This window comes from uncultured Exiguobacterium sp. (assembly GCF_964277885.1).
GTDB lineage: Bacteria > Bacillota > Bacilli > Exiguobacteriales > Exiguobacteriaceae > Exiguobacterium_A.
Map to the genome: position 1 here is coordinate 1,547,285 of NZ_CAXYJR010000005.1, position 16,382 is coordinate 1,563,666.

General features: G+C 47.7%; 16 protein-coding genes and 1 other annotated feature. Of the genes, 9 read left to right on the top strand and 7 right to left on the bottom strand.

The window, feature by feature from the left end; translation table 11 throughout:
- The first annotated feature begins 43 nt into the window (after positions 1–43).
- The 8 genes from ACHWTJ_RS09985 (at position 44) to ACHWTJ_RS10020 (ending at position 7,622) form a co-directional block, all read left to right on the top strand.
- Positions 44–1,036: a siderophore ABC transporter substrate-binding protein gene (locus ACHWTJ_RS09985; protein ID WP_394679620.1), complete on the top strand. Its 993-nt coding sequence runs from the start codon at positions 44–46 to the stop codon at positions 1,034–1,036.
- 20 nt (positions 1,037–1,056) lie between these two features.
- Positions 1,057–2,052 carry an ABC transporter permease gene (locus tag ACHWTJ_RS09990; protein WP_394679838.1) on the top strand — a complete coding sequence of 332 codons (996 nt, stop codon included), beginning with the start codon at positions 1,057–1,059 and terminating at the stop codon, positions 2,050–2,052.
- On the top strand, positions 2,049–3,113 hold the full coding sequence (locus tag ACHWTJ_RS09995) for an iron chelate uptake ABC transporter family permease subunit (RefSeq protein WP_394679621.1): 1,065 nt from the start codon (positions 2,049–2,051) through the stop codon (positions 3,111–3,113). Before ACHWTJ_RS09990 ends, ACHWTJ_RS09995 begins: the two co-directional genes overlap by 4 nt.
- Positions 3,110–3,862, top strand: coding sequence for an ABC transporter ATP-binding protein (locus tag ACHWTJ_RS10000; RefSeq protein WP_394679622.1), 753 nt, complete (start codon positions 3,110–3,112; stop codon positions 3,860–3,862). Before ACHWTJ_RS09995 ends, ACHWTJ_RS10000 begins: the two co-directional genes overlap by 4 nt.
- 170 nt (positions 3,863–4,032) lie before the next feature.
- Positions 4,033–4,470: a site-2 protease family protein gene (locus ACHWTJ_RS10005; RefSeq protein WP_366936125.1), complete on the top strand. Its 438-nt coding sequence runs from the start codon at positions 4,033–4,035 to the stop codon at positions 4,468–4,470.
- 361 nt (positions 4,471–4,831) lie between these two features.
- A complete protein-coding gene (locus ACHWTJ_RS10010) occupies positions 4,832–5,938 on the top strand; it encodes a citrate/2-methylcitrate synthase (RefSeq protein ID WP_394679623.1) in 1,107 nt (368 codons plus the stop codon).
- A 25-nt stretch (positions 5,939–5,963) separates the two neighbouring features.
- Positions 5,964–6,908 (top strand): helix-turn-helix transcriptional regulator, encoded by a 945-nt coding sequence (locus ACHWTJ_RS10015; protein WP_394679624.1) that lies wholly within the window; start codon positions 5,964–5,966, stop codon positions 6,906–6,908.
- Between the two features lie 75 nt (positions 6,909–6,983).
- Positions 6,984–7,622, top strand: a complete 639-nt coding sequence (locus ACHWTJ_RS10020; protein WP_394679839.1) for a type 1 glutamine amidotransferase family protein — start codon at positions 6,984–6,986, stop codon at positions 7,620–7,622.
- 56 nt (positions 7,623–7,678) lie between these two features.
- Here the strand turns inward: ACHWTJ_RS10020 and ACHWTJ_RS10025 are convergent, their stop codons facing one another.
- The 7 genes from ACHWTJ_RS10025 to ACHWTJ_RS10055 all read right to left on the bottom strand — a co-directional run bounded on the left by ACHWTJ_RS10025 (position 7,679) and on the right by ACHWTJ_RS10055 (position 15,315).
- Complete coding sequence (locus ACHWTJ_RS10025) at positions 7,679–8,236, bottom strand: DUF1349 domain-containing protein (RefSeq protein WP_394679625.1); 558 nt, start codon at positions 8,234–8,236, stop codon at positions 7,679–7,681.
- Positions 8,237–8,337: 101 nt separating this feature from the next.
- On the bottom strand, positions 8,338–8,865 hold the full coding sequence (locus ACHWTJ_RS10030) for a general stress protein (RefSeq protein WP_294741975.1): 528 nt from the start codon (positions 8,863–8,865) through the stop codon (positions 8,338–8,340).
- Positions 8,862–9,908, bottom strand: coding sequence for a DUF871 domain-containing protein (locus ACHWTJ_RS10035; RefSeq protein ID WP_394679626.1), 1,047 nt, complete (start codon positions 9,906–9,908; stop codon positions 8,862–8,864). Before ACHWTJ_RS10035 ends, ACHWTJ_RS10030 begins: the two co-directional genes overlap by 4 nt.
- Before the next feature lie 82 nt (positions 9,909–9,990).
- A complete protein-coding gene (locus ACHWTJ_RS10040) occupies positions 9,991–11,364 on the bottom strand; it encodes a PTS transporter subunit EIIC (protein WP_394679627.1) in 1,374 nt (457 codons plus the stop codon).
- 12 nt (positions 11,365–11,376) lie between these two features.
- Positions 11,377–12,261 carry an N-acetylmuramic acid 6-phosphate etherase gene (gene murQ, locus ACHWTJ_RS10045; RefSeq protein WP_394679840.1) on the bottom strand — a complete coding sequence of 295 codons (885 nt, stop codon included), beginning with the start codon at positions 12,259–12,261 and terminating at the stop codon, positions 11,377–11,379.
- Between the two features lie 118 nt (positions 12,262–12,379).
- The gene (gene lysS, locus ACHWTJ_RS10050) at positions 12,380–13,933 is read right to left on the bottom strand and encodes a lysine--tRNA ligase (RefSeq protein WP_394679628.1); all 1,554 of its coding nucleotides are present in this window, start codon (positions 13,931–13,933) and stop codon (positions 12,380–12,382) included.
- Positions 13,934–13,983: 50 nt separating this feature from the next.
- Positions 13,984–14,229: a binding site (T-box leader), on the bottom strand.
- A 132-nt stretch (positions 14,230–14,361) separates the two neighbouring features.
- Positions 14,362–15,315, bottom strand: a complete 954-nt coding sequence (locus ACHWTJ_RS10055; protein ID WP_394679629.1) for an SMI1/KNR4 family protein — start codon at positions 15,313–15,315, stop codon at positions 14,362–14,364.
- Between the two features lie 154 nt (positions 15,316–15,469).
- Here ACHWTJ_RS10055 and ACHWTJ_RS10060 point away from each other — a divergent pair, with 154 nt between their 5' ends.
- A complete protein-coding gene (locus ACHWTJ_RS10060) occupies positions 15,470–16,381 on the top strand; it encodes an EamA family transporter (RefSeq protein ID WP_294741988.1) in 912 nt (303 codons plus the stop codon).
- Position 16,382 lies beyond the last annotated feature (1 nt).

Genomic DNA, 16,382 nt, shown 5'->3' on the forward strand with positions numbered 1-16,382 from the left:
TGATTCATGCGTTATCAAATTAAACAAGAGGAGCTGAATCATCATGAGGAAATGGAAAACACCACTCGTCGTGAGTTCGCTTGCTGTCTTACTAGCGGCATGCGGGAACGCAGGAGAAGCAGACACGAAGAAGAGCGCGGAAGCACCGAAGACGGTCAAAATCAAGGACGCTCACGGAACGGTCAACGTTCCGGTTAATCCGAAGAAAGTCGTCGCACTCGACAACCGGACATTCGAGACGCTTGCCGCGTGGGATGTCGAACTCGCAGCAGCACCAGTCGGACTGCTCCCGGCTGAGTCACCGTATGCGAAAGATAAGGATATCGTCGATGTCGGCATGCACTTTGAACCGAACCTCGAAGCGATCGCTGGTGTTAATCCGGACGTCGTCATCGTTGGGCAACGTTTCGCTGATCATTACGAAGACATCAAAAAACTCGTCCCGAACGCCGCTGTCATCGACCTTGACATCACTTTACCGGAAGACTCTGGTACGCCAGGTGAATTACTCGTCAAAGGTCTTGAAGATACGACAGAGATGCTCGGACAGATCTTCGATAAAAAACAAGAAGCGGACCAGCTCGTGACGACGCTCGAGCAATCGATTAAAGACGTTAAAAAATCGTATAACGGACAGGACAGCGTCATGTCGGTCATCGTCTCTGGCGGCGATATCGGTTTCTCGGCTCCAATGAGTGGACGTGTCTTCGGACCAATGTATGATTTGTTCGACTGGAAACCAGCCCTCGAAGTCAAACAAAAATCGGGCAACGACCAAGGGGATGAAGTTTCAGTCGAAGCGATCGCTCAAAGTAACCCGGACTGGTTACTCGTCCTTGATCGTGACGCACCACTTGGAAACGCAGAAGGTGCCGTACCGGCGCAAGATGTCATCGACCGTGCACCTGCCCTGCAGAAAACGAAAGCAATCAAAGACGATAACATCGTCTACGCACCGAAAGATACGTATTTGAACGAATCAATCCAGACGTACTCGGAATTCTTCACTGACATCGCGAAAGCGCTCGAGAAGTAATGGCACACGCACAGCAACAAATGAATGGAAGAGTTGAGCCATCCGCTCGACCTTCCTTTTCTGTCGTTTGGACGAAGCCGTTCGTCTTGACCTTATGTCTCGTCTTAGCGCTCGCAACCGCGTCTCTCTTCACGGGTGTCTACGAACTACGGAGTGCCGCGAACGATTTCGATATGTTCTGGATCACACGTGTTCCACGGACACTTGCCTTGATGCTGACCGGTGCTGCGATGGCGATGGCTGGACTCGTCATGCAACTGATCACGCAAAACCGCCTCGTTGAACCGACGACGACGGGAACAATCGAATGGGCTGGACTCGGCTTGTTAGCCGTTTACTTACTCGTTCCGGCACCGTCATTGATGATGCGGATGAGCGGAGCCATCGTGTTTGCGTTCATCGGGACGATGGTCTTCTTCTGGTTTCTCCGTTCAGTCCGATTGCGGTCATCGTTGATCGTTCCAATCATCGGACTGATGCTCGGAGCCGTCATCTCCGCGATATCGACGTTTCTCGGGTTGTTCTTCCGTGCCAGCCAAGCGATCGAAGGCTGGTTCGTCGGCTCGTTCGCATCCGTCCAGATTGGTCGCTACGAATACCTCTGGATCATCATCGGTGTCACGGTCTGCATCTTCTTTCTCGCGAGTCGCTTGACGCTCGTCGGACTCGGCGAAGACGTCGCGACGAGTCTTGGTGTCAACTACAATCGACTGATGCTGATCGCGACCGGGCTGATCACCCTATCCGTCGGTGTCGTCGCGACCGTCATCGGCAATCTGCCCTTCCTCGGTCTGATCGTTCCGAACATCGTCTCGATGTTTCGCGGTGACGATCTCCGTAGTAATTTGCCGTGGGTCTGTCTGATTGGGATGGCGACGATTTTAATCAGTGATTTGATTTCACGCACGATCATCCGTCCGTTTGAGCTACCGGTCTCGTTGATTCTCGGAACGGTCGGGGCAGCCGTCTTCATCATCATTCTGTTACGTCGACGGAAGACTGGAGGTGTGAGATGAGTACCGCGATTAGACAACAGGAACATACACGAATTCAACCGAGCGTTACACGTGAAACCAATCGCCGGGCGTCTGCGTTTCAGTCGAAACGACTCGAGCGCCTCTACTGGATTCTCCTAATCTTGTTCCTCAGCGGCGGAGTGCTCAGTACGATCGGTCTCTTGCTCTACAATAATCCGGTTCCGTTTGATTCTCCGTCCTTTTGGCCGGTCGTCGCACGCCGGATCACCGCCGTCATCACGATGGCGATCGCGGCAATTTGCCAAAGTCTCGCGACCGTCGCCTTTCATTCGGTCACGAGCAACCGGATCATCACACCATCCCAGCTTGGTTTTGACGCTCTCTACTCGACGATCCAGACATCGATGATCTTTTTCTTCGGTGCGGGAGCACTTGTCGGCTTTACCGGCACGAGCGCCTTTTTGACACAGGTCGCGATCATGCTCGCGATGAGTCTCTTATTATACGGATGGTTGTTATCCGGAAAATACGCGAACCTGCAGCTGATGTTACTCGTCGGAATCATTCTCGGCACAGGTCTGAACTCGCTGTCGTCATTCATGCGAAAGATGCTTGCACCGTCCGAATTCGATATCTTACAAGCACGATTATTTGGTTCGGTCACGAATGCCGACGCGTCTTACTTCCCGATTGTCATTCCGGTCGTCCTCATCGTCGGTCTATTGCTCTTCTTCTCGTCAAGACGACTCAACGTCGTCGCACTCGGAAAAGAGGTCGCGACATCGTTCGGCGTCAATCATCGTGGCAGTGTCATCTACTTCTTGATTCTGATTTCACTCCTGATGTCGATGTCAACGGCATTGATCGGACCGTTGACGTTCTTCGGCTTTTTAGTGGCGACACTCAGTTATCAGGTCGCTGCGACGTACGATCATAAATACGTCTTCCCGATGGCATTTGCGATTGGTTTCTTCATTTTGACAAGTGCTTATTTCTTCATGTATCACATTTTCAACACGCCAAGCGTTGTCTCCGTCATCATTGAACTGTTCGGTGGACTGATATTCCTTATCGTGTTGCTTAGAAAGAGGTCGCTATGATATCACTTGAACAAGTTAAAAAATCGTATACGGATGAGGTTCGAATCGGTCCAATCGACTTAACGATCCCTAAAGGCGGATTCACGGCGTTGATCGGTCCAAACGGTGCCGGTAAATCGACGACGTTGATGATGATCGGTCGTTTGCTTGATCTCGATGCCGGGCAGATTGAAGTCGCTGGCATGGATGTGACAAGTAGTAAATCGAAAGACTTAGCAAAGATCATCACCATCTTGCGACAGGAAAATCATTTCGTAACCCGGCTGACCGTCCGGCAGCTCGTCGGCTTCGGACGTTTCCCCTACTCACAAGGTCGCTTGACGGCAGACGATGAAACAATCATCTCGAAATACATTGACTTCTTAGAGTTGACGTCGCTTGAGAACCGCTATCTCGACGAATTATCGGGCGGGCAGCGGCAACGGGCCTATGTCGCGATGGTACTCTGTCAGGAAACGGAATACGTCTTACTCGACGAGCCTCTTAATAACCTTGATATCGCCCGCTCGGTCCAGATGATGGGCTACCTGCGGCACGTCGCTGATACGTTCGGACGGACGATCATCACCGTCTTACACGACATCAATTTTGCCGCGAAATATGCCGATCACATCTGTGCTATGAAGGACGGACAAATCGCTGCCTTCGGAACGGTCGCCGAAGTCATGAATGAAGCGCTATTATCCGAGATCTTTGAGACCCGTCTTGAAATCATCGAAGGTCCGTATGGTCCGATTGCCGTCTATTGATGCTGATAGCGAGTACCTAATATCTTTTTAAATCAATGAGCAAACGTCACACAGTGGTGTCGTTTGCTCATTTTCGTATATACTCTCCTCTTGAAACCATCATCCATATTTTGTAACATGAGTTTATGAAAGGGTGACTGAATATGGATGTTTTACTCTACAACTTCATCATGTTTCTTTTCTATTTTCCTTGTTTGATTATTCATGAGTATGGTCATGCGTTCGCTGCAAGATGTTATGGTATTCCGATTAAATCCATTGCATTAGGAAAAGGAAAACCATTTTTTCAACTGGGACATTTCTTTATTTCTAGAAAGTACATTTGGGAAGGGTTATATACTCCGGGCGGCCCTATCAGTACGTTAAATCGCACGCAAAAATCTTTTTATTATCTAGGTGGTGTATTGTTTAACTTCATCTGTGTTGTGATCGGGAGCGTAATCCTTTTTCTATTGCATAATGAGACAATACAATACATCCTACAAGCTTTCGTACGCATGTCCGCTATATTCGTCATCTTCAATCTATTACCACTTCGTTTATTTAGTGGATTTCCAAGCGATGGATTACAACTGATCTATCTATTTAAACGAAGAGATCATGCATAATGAATTAGGAGTATGATCTCTTCACATTTTATATAAAAGAGACTGGGACAATGTAGATGTCCTAGTCTTTTTTTAATGAGTACATCTAAAACATACCTTGGATTACGATATACATTTTGATAAAAGATAGTATGTACGCATATAGTTACGTTAAGGTATGAGAAACTATAGAAAATCCAAGTGTCTCAAGAAATATTGGATATATTGAAAAAGATGGAACATTCGGTATAAACTGCTGACTCCCACATACCTTAGTTTTTACCACTCCTCAGAATAATTTTGTAAACGCATTCAAATTACTGGTGATTTAGTAGTAACGTACGTCATACTGACTGTAGGTAATAGAAAAGGAGTGTTGAAGATGGAATACAAAAAAGGACTCGAAGGCGTCATTGCCGCTGAAACACAAATCGGTTTAGTCGATGGAACGTTAGGTCACCTTATTTATCGCGGACACTGGGCAAAGGAACTCGCATTATCTTATTCATTCGAAGAAGTCGCGTATTTCATCTGGAATGGTGAATTCCCGACTGAATCGGAATTGGTCACATTCAAGGAACAGATGACGAGCTATCGTGAACTTCCTTCTTATGTTAAAACGATTCTCGATACATTGCCGAACGAGATGGATGTCATGAGTACGATGCGAACAGCGATCTCGGCACTCGGTACACCTGCATTCGCTTGGCCGCCGACAATTGATCAGGCGATGCACGTAACAGCACTCCTGCCATCGATCATCGCTTATAAATATCAAAAAAATCAAGGTGCTGCCTTCATCGAACCGAATCCACAACTTGATCACGTCGCGAATTACATCTATATGATTAAAGGGCAATTGCCGAGTGACGTTGAGATTAAAGCGTTGACAGCGTATCTAATCCTAACGATTGAACACGGTATGAATGCTTCAACGTTCGCTTCCCGTGTCGTTGTCTCGACGGAATCGGAGATGATTTCCGGTGTCTGTGCCGCGATTGGTTCCATGAAAGGACCGCTTCATGGTGGTGCCCCGTCAGAAGTCATTGAGATGATTGATGAAATCGGAACGATCGACAACATCGAACCGTGGATCCGGAACAAGTTAGAAAAAGGTGAAAAACTGATGGGCTTTGGTCACCGCGTCTACAAAACACGCGATCCGCGTTCAGAAGCCTTAAAAGTCGTCTCAAAAGATCTCGCGCAAGAGAGCGATTGGTTCAACCTGATTACACAGATGGAGCAAACAGCGATCGATTTACTCGAGGAATACAAACCGGGTAGAAAACTGTATACGAATGTTGAATTCTTCGCGGCAGCCGTCTTAAAAGGACTCGACATTCCAAAAGAACTGTTCACACCGACGTTCACCTCTAGCCGTATCATTGGCTGGACGGCACATATCCTCGAACAATCGCAAGATAACCGGATCTTCAGACCACAATCGTCATATACAGGACAGATGCCGGAACAAGCAGCTAAGTTTTGATGAATCATTGATTGGAGGATATCTTTTGGCGAAAAGTGATCACCTATTAGTAATTCTTTGGATGCTACAATCCGGAAAAAAAATAACGGCTCAATACATCTCCGAACAACTTGAAATCAATATCCGGACCGTCTATCGCTATATTGATACGCTTTCCGCAAGTGGTGTTCCGATTGTTGCCGAAGCAGGTCATCATGGCGGATACAGCTTGTTAACTCAATTCATAGAAGCACCTTTATTCTTCGATGCTGAAGAGCAGCAGTCTTTATATCACGCTGCTCTTTTTGCAGAAGAAGCCGGTTACTATGGTAATACAGCTTTAAAACGTGCGATTTCAAAAATAAAACAGCATGCTTTAAAACCATCGACAAGTGCTCCGCTCTTGGATGTAATTCCCTATCAACCCGAAATGTCGTCGAGAGCCGAAATCTTATTACGAGAAATCGATCAAGCCATTCGCAGTCGAACAACCATACATATTCAATACTGTCGCGCGAACAATGAAGATGTTCAGTCACGTGACATCAATCCTTTTAGACTAACTTATTGGAAACACGCTTGGTACGTCACTGCCTTCTGTCAGTTAAGAGGAGCAATTCGTCATTTTAAAATCGACCGCATTCACAAATTCAATGTGACGACGGATCAATTCGATATTCCAGATGATTTCGATGTTCAGTCTTCTTTTATGACCGATTTACTACCAAATCCAAGAGAAACTCAAGGTGAACTAATCCTCTCCGGTGACACCTCTACTATCGATTCAATTTGCCAACACTGGTACTTTAAGCACTGTTTAATCGAACAAAATCAAAACCGTGCTGTTTTTATGATTGAGATGAGCGTTTTAGACGAACAAGTCCCGAGTCTCCTTATTGCTTATGGAACATCGATACAGGTCGTTTCTCCTGTTGAAATCAAAAGTAAAATCATTGATCGGTTACACGAATTGATCGCTTCGCATCAATGATTTACTTTCACTGACAGTAGTTGTCAGGATAACCTTTCTATACTAAATGTATCTCATATAGTAAAGGAAGTGATTATCTTGATTAAAACTGTCTATTTATATGTATTCGATTCAATTTCAGATTGGGAATATGGGTTCGTGATGCCAGAGTTACATTCACGAAGATATTTCAAAACAGATGCTACACAATTAAATATCGTTACAGTAGGACCCACCCTACAACCCATCACGACAATGGGAGGACTCCGTATTTTACCGGATATCACGGTTTCTCAATTAGAGCTTACTTCAATGGATGCTTTAATCCTGCCAGGTGGACAGTCGTGGCAAGAGCCTCTTCATGACCCTCTATTGAATAAAGTAGGCAACGCGCTGAGTAATGGAACACTCATCGCTGCGATTTGCGGTGCGACTGAAGGGTTAGCAAAGAGTGGATTCTTAAATCTGCGACTCCATACAAGTAACGATTTGTCTTACTTACAATCCGTTTGCTCGAATTATTCCGGAGAATCTTTTTATCAACATACTCCAGTTGTCCGTGATGACTCGTTAATCACAGCGTCAGGAATGGCAGCATTAGAGTTTGCTTATGAAACGATTCGTGCACTCGATGTATTCACACCTGAAACGTTAGAAGCATGGTATGGTCTTCATAAGACAAATGAAGCGAAATATTTTTTTGATCTCATGGTTGCAACGTCCGTTAAGCAGTAAAGTTGCTATATAAAAAAGTGGAGCAATGCACACCATCGCTCCACTTTTTTAATGTTTCATTTAAGGATTGTCTCTAATGAGAAATCTAGTACTTCCACTTCACACCCTGCCGCTTCTACATCCGGACTACACGCATACGGTCCAATCTTCAAATCCGTCACGTCATGTAAGTGTGCGATTCGGAGTTGCTCTTTGTGCTCTCCTGTTACGTGATACAACGTGACGTCTTGATTGAGGTAGTGGAGTTCAAAGACAAGCGGTGCGTCAAACAGCGTATTGTCGACGTCCCGACACGACCAGTCCGAGTACCCGAAGCTCGTCACGACAGCACCAAGATGCGATGGACCATCCGGAATGAACTCAGCCGAGACCTTCACCCAGTGGTCGTCACTGACATACAGTAAAATCCCTGCTTGGTCATATGTCGCTTTCGGGTTTAGCTTCACTTCAATCTGGCATTTAAACTCTCCGTTTGGAGCATCCTGTAACAACGCATGACCTGTCAGACGGTTAAACTGATAATGGGTATTGCGCCAAAAATCCGTATCCGGATCCGTCATGAAGCATAATGGTGTCTCCTCTTTAATACGTGTTGGTCGATTGAGCCACTTCATCGATCATATCCTCCTTATTAACGACCTCTTAATTTCCGTAACTTTCGATAGCCACGAATGAGCATATCGATCATACAATCCCTCCTATTTTCTATGAACCCTTAGACGACTTGACGAAGTCGTCGTATATCCTTATATAAAGCCGATCGTTTCAAACGTCTATTCCGTATTAAGTATTGCACATCCGACCGATTATCGTACATCAGTTGAATATGGAAATAATTGATATATTCAAGAATTGCAAAGACATATAAAAACAACGTGATTCGTAATCCGTACACTGGAAAATCCGATTGAAAGCGAATCCAATCGAGTCCGAATGCACACGCTGTCAGGACGATCAAAGCCAAATTGAGGATACGACAAAGGAATAATCGTCGGACGACGGATTCCGGGGTGATCGACGTTCCTTCCTCCTTCAGCTGTCTCGACTTGCTGTACCAATACCAAGCTCCTTGAATCAACAACAACTCAAACAAAAACAACGACATCCAAAAGGAACTGAGTTCAAATAACTGAAGTCGAGGAAAGACACGATTGCCAACCCAACTCAGCGGTAAAATCGTAATGACCGTGAACAGCTCCCCTCGGTACAGATAAGCGAGTCGTTCCGCAACGAGCCGCTTCATGGCATGACCCATTCGATCCGGAACTTACTTCCTGGACCAAGCTGTGCGATCAATGGTTGATCGACCTCAATCACTCGTCCGAGGACGTTGACTCGCTCATCCGCAGGTAGATTACGTTTCATAATTTGAACCTCGCCCGCGTATCGCCCGTATTTTTCATTATCGATCGTGATGGTTCCAAGCGGACGGACAGACGGGTCTTGCGGTGTCAGATCGATGGTCGACGGACTCATTCGCGACTCGACGGACCGAATGACATCCCGCGCTGGATCAAAACGATTCGTTTCCGTATCTCGTTGTGCTTGCTGTCCATTCGCTACTGACCGCAGTACGATGACTCCGGTTTGCTCTGCTTCAAATTGCTGGATTGTCGCCTCCGACAATCGTGGATCTCCAACGAGGATTCGATCGACGGTCGATTTTAAATCGATATAACTGGCGAACGGTGACGCATGCCGGTGTTCTTCAAGTGTCGGTAGCGTCTCAAACAACGGTCCACGAAGTGTTCCATCACCCGGTATGAACGCTTGGACCCGTAATCCTTGCGCCTGCAACCAAGCATTCTTTGCATCAAACCATGCCCGGTCGAGTCCTGTTTCCGGTCGCGGATAAAAATTATGCCACGCTTCCGTGTGATCGATTCGCAGACCCTGTGCTTTCATCTCCGTTAATTCGTCTTCTGTTAACGTACTGGCGTTCAGCGCGACCATCATTTGGTTCGATAACGTCGCGATTTGCAACGGGCTGATGCCGTAATCAAGACGCAGTCCAGTGACACCCCAGTCCGATAACGTCGCTGCCGTCTCCCATGTCTTGCCGAGCGTCGCGAGCGACGCCGGTGCAATGTCCGCCACGAGCTCATACTCGAGTGTCTTTGCTAAGCGACCGAGCGCTTGCAAACGTTCGACGTACAGTGAAGAATCGTCCTCAGGAATATGTAGCGATGTAAAGAGTGACGTAAAGCCAACAGCGCGCATCCGCTGTAGCCACTCGCTCGTTTCGTCTGTGATCGGTTCACTTAAATAGATTGATAATCCTTTCATCGACTCACTCCTTCTCTTCTCTACTTAGAGAAAAAGCAGCTGATTCCTTCTTTTTCGAAGGATTCAACTGCTGGTCAACACCTTAAATTCCGTCTGCCATCTCTTCTTTGAAACCGAACCAGTACGTGAACAGGAATCCTGCCGCGTACGAGATGACGAGGCCCGCAATATAAGTCAAATACATCCCGTTGTCGATCAACGGTGTCAACGATAAACCGGATACGCCGACTCCAAGCGCCGTTGTCTTCATCGTTGCTTGGAAGGCACCACCGACTGCTGCGCCGAGACATGCCGTTACGAACGGACGACCGAGTGGTAACGTGACCCCGTATAACAACGGTTCACCAATTCCGAGGAAGCCGACTGGAATCGCACCTTTGATGATGTTACGCAGGCGCGGATTACGCGTCTTGACGAAAATCGCCATTGCCGCCCCGACTTGACCCGCTCCTGCCATCGCAAGAATCGGTAAGAGTGGTGTGTTGCCGATCGTATTCAAGAACTCGAGATGGATCGGTGTCAATCCATGATGAAGACCGACCATGACGAGTGGCAGGAAGAAGCCAGCCAGCACGGCTCCGGCGAGTGGTCCACCGACCTCAAGTACGGCATTGATCGCTTTCATGATCCCGTCTGACAACAGTCCCGCAATTGGCATGATCGCATAAAGCGAGGCGAATCCGACAATCAGCACCGTAAACAGTGGCGTAAAGATGATATCGATCGATGCGAACATGAAGCGACGGATGTGTTTCTCAAGATACGTCATCAACCACGCAGCGAAGATGACACCAAACAAGCCGCCCCTGCCTGGAACGAGCGGTTCCCCGTAAATCGTGATGTCCGCAAGCACGGGGTTGAATAGAATCCCACCGGCAATCGCCCCGAGTACCGGCGTTCCGCCGAACTCTTTCGCCGTATTCCAACCGACAAGGATTGCAAGATATGCAAAGACCGTCCCACCGATCAAGAGTAAAATCTGCATCCATGTCTGTGTTGCATCGACACCCGCATTTTTCACGAAGTTCGCACCACCGTTGATGATACCGGAAGCAACAAGACCCGGAATGAGCGGGATGAAGATGTTCCCGATTCGGCGCAAGAAGCGTTTGAATGGTGACTGTTGTTTTGCTTTCACTTTTTGCCGTTCGACGGCAGCTCGTTCTTCTGGCGTCAAATTCGGATCAACGGACTCTTCCCCGATCGCGAGTCCCGTCTCGCGACTTAAGTGATCGGCTACCCGATTGACTGTTCCCGGACCGACGACGATTTGTAACGTCTCGTCATCGATGACCCCCATGACGCCGTCAATCCGCTTTAAGGCATCGATATTTGCTTGCGTCGGATCCTTTAACGATAAGCGTACCCGCGTCATACAGTGCGCAAGTTGCCGGAGATTGTCTTTTCCACCGACGTGCTCGAGTATCGCCTGTGCCAGCACTTCTTCCTTCTTCATCGTGTTTCCCCCTTAGAGTGCGTCTCGGACGAATCCGTTTGCTTGCTGTAATCGTTCGACGGCTTCCGCGTACGGAACATTCGCGAGAATCATGACGATCGCCGTCTTGACGTGCCCGTGCGATTCACTAAAGATACGCTCCGCCGTTACGGCGTCGACTCCTGTCGCCTCACAAATCATCCGCTTTGCCCGGATCTCGAGCTTCTCGTTTGTTGACTGGACGTCGACCATCAGATTTTGATAGACCTTGCCGATACCGATCATCGCCGCCGTCGAAATCATGTTCAAGACGAGCTTTTGCGCCGTACCAGCCTTTAGTCTTGTTGATCCCGTCAAGACTTCCGGACCTGTTTCGACTTCGATCGCATAACGCGCGTGCCCACTGATGACCGCATCCGTGTTGCAAGAAATCGCTGCCGTCACTGCTCCGACTCCCTTTGCGTAATCAAGCCCGCCGATGACATACGGCGTCCGACCGCTCGCAGCGATCCCGATGACCGTATCACGTGCTTCTAGCTGGAGCGCTTTCAAATCGTCGACGGCAAGCGTCCGACTATCCTCTGCTCCCTCGACCGCCTTGATTAACGCGCGTTCGCCGCCAGCAATCAAACCGACGACCATGTCTGGTGAGACCCCGAACGTCGGTACACATTCTGCCGCGTCGAGAATCCCGAGCCGCCCGCTCGTACCAGCACCGATGTAAATCAAGCGTCCTCCGTTATTGAATGATGCAATGACATGTTTGACGACTTCCGCGATGACAGGAATTTGTTCCCGAATGACCGTCGCGACCGTTTGATCCTCAGCGTTCATCACCTGTAAGACATCCTCGACAGTCATCTCATCGAGTTGCATCGTCTGTTCATTTCGACGTTCCGTTGCTAATTGATCTAACATCTGCTTCACCCTTTCTCTTCCCTCCCTTTATTATATAATTAAGAAATTTTAATTCAATATTATTTATTTAATTTTGAAATTAAATTTCGTTTTATAAAAATAAGGTCTCTCCCTTTTTTCAGGCTCGGTCCCTTGATTTCCTGCTTGTCATAATTTCTTCATTCGTAAAGTCCAGTAACGCAGACATTCGCTCCCGTCCAATCGTCGCGACAAGTAACGGGATGCGTGGTCCGTAGGTTTGATTGATCGTTAATTGATAGAGTATCGTCGCATAATGTTTCTGCAGGCGAAGCGTCTCCTTTTTCTCAGCTTGCCTTGTCAGACGGTAGAAGGCAGCGAGGATGTCTTCATTCGTTCGGAGAGCAACGACGAATTGTTGGATCCAGTTCTGTTCCGTTTTCGTCAGATGCGCATGTAGTTCATGATTCGGAACAGAGCTGACTTGAAGTTCCCGATCCGGACACCATTGCGTAACGAAAGTCCGAGCACGTGCAATCTGTTCAGTCGGAACGCTCACGCAAAATACTTTTTCGATTAAATCAGGTTCAAAACCAACCATCGGACCAATCATTGTCAACTGAGTAAATGAGACAGGATGAGCAGTTGCATGATAACTCCAACGAAGACTTTGCTGAATGTCTTCGGATTGACGCGATGAGTATGCGACGAAACGCTCGAACTCACTGTAATTGCGTAAGACATCTTCATCTAGACCGATATGAAACGCATGATTCGGACGATGTTTCGCAAATAAGAAAAGAAGAATGCTCGGTGGATAGACGGCGAGTAGATCTTTCGGAGTCAAGACACCACCGCTTGAACTCGACATTTTTTTCGAGTCCCCTTTTAGGCGAATGAATTCATACGGGAGATAGAGCGGTGCCGGCTGTTGAAAAATTTCTTGCGCAATCCGGGACGAAACCGTGTAACTCCCGTTTGCTGCTGAATGATCCTTTCCACCCGGCTCGAAATCGACGCCTTCATGCGCCCAGCGCATCGCCCAATCGACCTTCCAGTTCAATTTCATCCGGTGTTCCGTCCGCATATCGACCGTTGCCGTATGACCACATCGACAGCTGTAATCGTAGGTAACTTCATCTTCATCGAACGTATCGATTGTAGTTGCGTCGGTTCCACAAGCAACACAATAGACGGTCGCCGGATAATACGCTGCTCGCTCAGCATCGGATCCAGCCGCTGTCTTATGTTCGATCAAGATGTCATAAATCGCGTGACGATGGCGAAACGCGTGGATGATTTGTTCAGCATACGTGCCTGACGTATAGGCTTCGTGTTGATACCGATAGTCTGGCCTGATCTCGAACGCTTTCAGCATCGTTTCGAATTGTTGTTCAAAGTACGTCGCGTAACTCATATCGGATCCATCCGGTGCTGGAACGGCGCTATAAGGTATCCCGATGTATCGAGTAAATGCTTGATCGACATCCACGGGTACTTTGCGGAAACGATCGTAATCGTCCCACGAAAACAGGAAACGGACGTCTTTGCCGAGGTCTTGCAGTGCACGCGCGACGAAGTACGTCGTGACGACTTCCCGGAAATTGCCGATATGAACGGGACCTGATGGACTGATCCCGGCAGCGCAGACGTATGTCTCTTTACCCGGCTGACGTTCGATGATGGTTCTTGCAGTGTGTTCTGCCCAATGCATGATGATTCCTCCAGTAGTAGACAAAAAGCTGATTTTCGCCCGTTAGTTGCCTAAAGGACGAGAATCAGCTTCCCGTGGTACCACCTTTGTTCGTCCGCCTGTCACCAGACGAACCTTCACATGTACAATCATACATGCTCTCGATAATGGGAGAACCCATCGTAGCATCATCCATATCGGAATCCGTACGAAGCTCGGAGGCTTTTTTCAGAGAGAAACCCGGTCATCCGCTCTCACCATCTCGGACTCGCTTGGCACCGTCAATTTCTTCCTACTCTTCTCGTCATTGCCTTGATTATGTAATTTTGATTAGCATACAGATTCATCCAGTTCATTGTCAATTCTTTTTTGAAAGATGAGGGGATACAAGATAAAACTTTATTTTGAGTTTCGATGGTGAAAATCATCGAATTCAAACAGTGATTGTATCATTCCCACCCTGGAAGTGGTCGTGGTTGCTCCTCAACGAAGGCACGATATCCATCGAATTGTAGTCCTTGACGTTGCGGATTATGGTTGCGAATCAACGGATCACCCGTCTCGTCCTCGTTCTGCCAAAAACGGTGTTCTGTTTGAAAGACCATGATCGACGAATACTGGAATCTCTCTGCCATTAGATATTCCAGAACCGATTGCATCACTTTTTCAAAGCGCGAATCCGAGTCGTAGCTACTACTAAGACGTTCTTTTTCTTGTTTCCCTTCGAAAATCTTAACTGAGAAATAAGCATTTTTCTTCGCCATCGGATACACGATTTCAACGCGAACCGAGTCGACCAACTGAATCGGTCGAGGTTTGCTCACTTCCTCTTCAGAATTGTAATCCTCTACATAATAATCATCTGTTGCTATCGAGAAATCCTTAAACTCCCAGAACATATCCCCTTGCGCAATGATCGCATATTCAAGGAACGTGCCGAAGTTCTGTCCGATCGGGTCTGTCTCCTCTGTCGACAACTCATGAAACATCCAGTGCATATAGGGTGTCTCATCCGTCTTCGCATCTTCCGTATGAATTAAGACATATCCTTCGTTCATTTCGCCAATCATCAAGAAGTGATCATAGTCTTCATTGATCAGGTCGTCCTCTTTAGCCTGGATCGTCATTTCAATGACTTTTTCAAGTGAATAGAGTTCGATGCCGAGACCTTGAATCATGAACAACTCCGCTCCGTCATGTAAACGAAGAAATGTCTTGTATTCACTTGGTAGTGTTAGCTTGAACTGTGTTTCAAACGACTGAATCGCCTGTTCCGTCACCGGGTCATTCAAATTGAATTGAGCGACTCCAGTATCATATCGCCGCTGAATGAAAGTCGATCCGTGATTGATTTTTTGAGTTAAGACTTCAAGTATTGCTTCGATTTGGTTCATTTCTTGCATGCGTCCCATCCTTTTCTTCTTCGTATTCGTGAATCATACAACTTCACCCTTTACACCATACCATTTTTTCAATTATTTGGTGTATTCCACCCTACTCCTTCTGTGGTATTCTCGTTCTAATATCATTCAAAAAATGCATTCGAAGAGGTGACCCATGTCTAAATCATCATCGATGTTACTCATATTACTCGCTGCGATCTTTTGGGGCACGACAGGGACCTCACAAGCCTTTGCGCCGGAAGATGCACATCCGATTGCGATTGGTGCCGTTCGTCTGGCTGTCGGTGGACTGTTCTTACTCTGTCCCGTTCTCTTCAAAGGAACGCTGACGTTACGCGACTGGCCGTTGCGAACGATTTTACTCGCTGCCGTCAGCATGGCGGCTTACCAACCGCTATTCTTCTCGGCTGTTTTGATGACCGGTGTCGCCGTCGGTACTGTCGTTGCGATTGGGAGCGCGCCGATCTTTTCTGGCTGTATCGAGTGGCTGTTCCTAAAGAAACGTCCAGCGTTGCTGTGGTGGGCATCGACCGGACTATCGATCACCGGTTGTCTGTTGCTTTTGAACAATCAAGCAACAGTCGCAATTGATCCAATCGGAATCGTCCTTGCACTCGGTGCCGGACTATCGTTTGCCGGGTATACGTTCGTCAGTCGAGATCTCGTCAAGACACACGCACCGCTGTCAGTCGTTGCCGTCATCTTCTCAACAAGCGCCTTACTGTTGTCGCCTTTGCTCTTCTTATTCGACCTCTCCTGGTTGTTCACGTCACGTGGTGCCGGAATCAGCCTTCATCTTGGCGTCGTTGCGACTGGGTTTGCTTATTGGTTATTCGCGAAAGGACTATCGAACGTAACATCGTCGACTGCCGTCACGCTCTCGCTCGGTGAACCGCTGACCGCTGCCTTGCTCGGTGTATTTGTCCTCGGCGAACAGTTAAGTGGCACGGCTTGGTTCGGGATCTCGTTATTGTTACTCGGAATCGCCTTATTGATCGGTTCGTCACGCCTAGCAGCGCGCCAAACGGTTTTGACAGAAGAACGACAAACTCGGACTGGAGGCTAAA

Coding starts and splice junctions, on each gene's coding strand:
- ACHWTJ_RS09985 (WP_394679620.1), top strand. CDS start 44: ATGAGGAAATGGAAAACACCACTCGTCGTGAGTTCGCTTGCTGTCTTA.
- ACHWTJ_RS09990 (WP_394679838.1), top strand. CDS start 1,057: ATGAATGGAAGAGTTGAGCCATCCGCTCGACCTTCCTTTTCTGTCGTT.
- ACHWTJ_RS09995 (WP_394679621.1), top strand. CDS start 2,049: ATGAGTACCGCGATTAGACAACAGGAACATACACGAATTCAACCGAGC.
- ACHWTJ_RS10000 (WP_394679622.1), top strand. CDS start 3,110: ATGATATCACTTGAACAAGTTAAAAAATCGTATACGGATGAGGTTCGA.
- ACHWTJ_RS10005 (WP_366936125.1), top strand. CDS start 4,033: ATGTTTCTTTTCTATTTTCCTTGTTTGATTATTCATGAGTATGGTCAT.
- ACHWTJ_RS10010 (WP_394679623.1), top strand. CDS start 4,832: ATGGAATACAAAAAAGGACTCGAAGGCGTCATTGCCGCTGAAACACAA.
- ACHWTJ_RS10025 (WP_394679625.1), bottom strand. CDS start 8,236: ATGAAGTGGCTCAATCGACCAACACGTATTAAAGAGGAGACACCATTA.
- ACHWTJ_RS10030 (WP_294741975.1), bottom strand. CDS start 8,865: ATGAAGCGGCTCGTTGCGGAACGACTCGCTTATCTGTACCGAGGGGAG.
- ACHWTJ_RS10035 (WP_394679626.1), bottom strand. CDS start 9,908: ATGAAAGGATTATCAATCTATTTAAGTGAACCGATCACAGACGAAACG.
- ACHWTJ_RS10040 (WP_394679627.1), bottom strand. CDS start 11,364: ATGAAGAAGGAAGAAGTGCTGGCACAGGCGATACTCGAGCACGTCGGT.
- murQ (WP_394679840.1), bottom strand. CDS start 12,261: ATGTTAGATCAATTAGCAACGGAACGTCGAAATGAACAGACGATGCAA.
- lysS (WP_394679628.1), bottom strand. CDS start 13,933: ATGCATTGGGCAGAACACACTGCAAGAACCATCATCGAACGTCAGCCG.
- ACHWTJ_RS10055 (WP_394679629.1), bottom strand. CDS start 15,315: ATGCAAGAAATGAACCAAATCGAAGCAATACTTGAAGTCTTAACTCAA.
- ACHWTJ_RS10060 (WP_294741988.1), top strand. CDS start 15,470: ATGTCTAAATCATCATCGATGTTACTCATATTACTCGCTGCGATCTTT.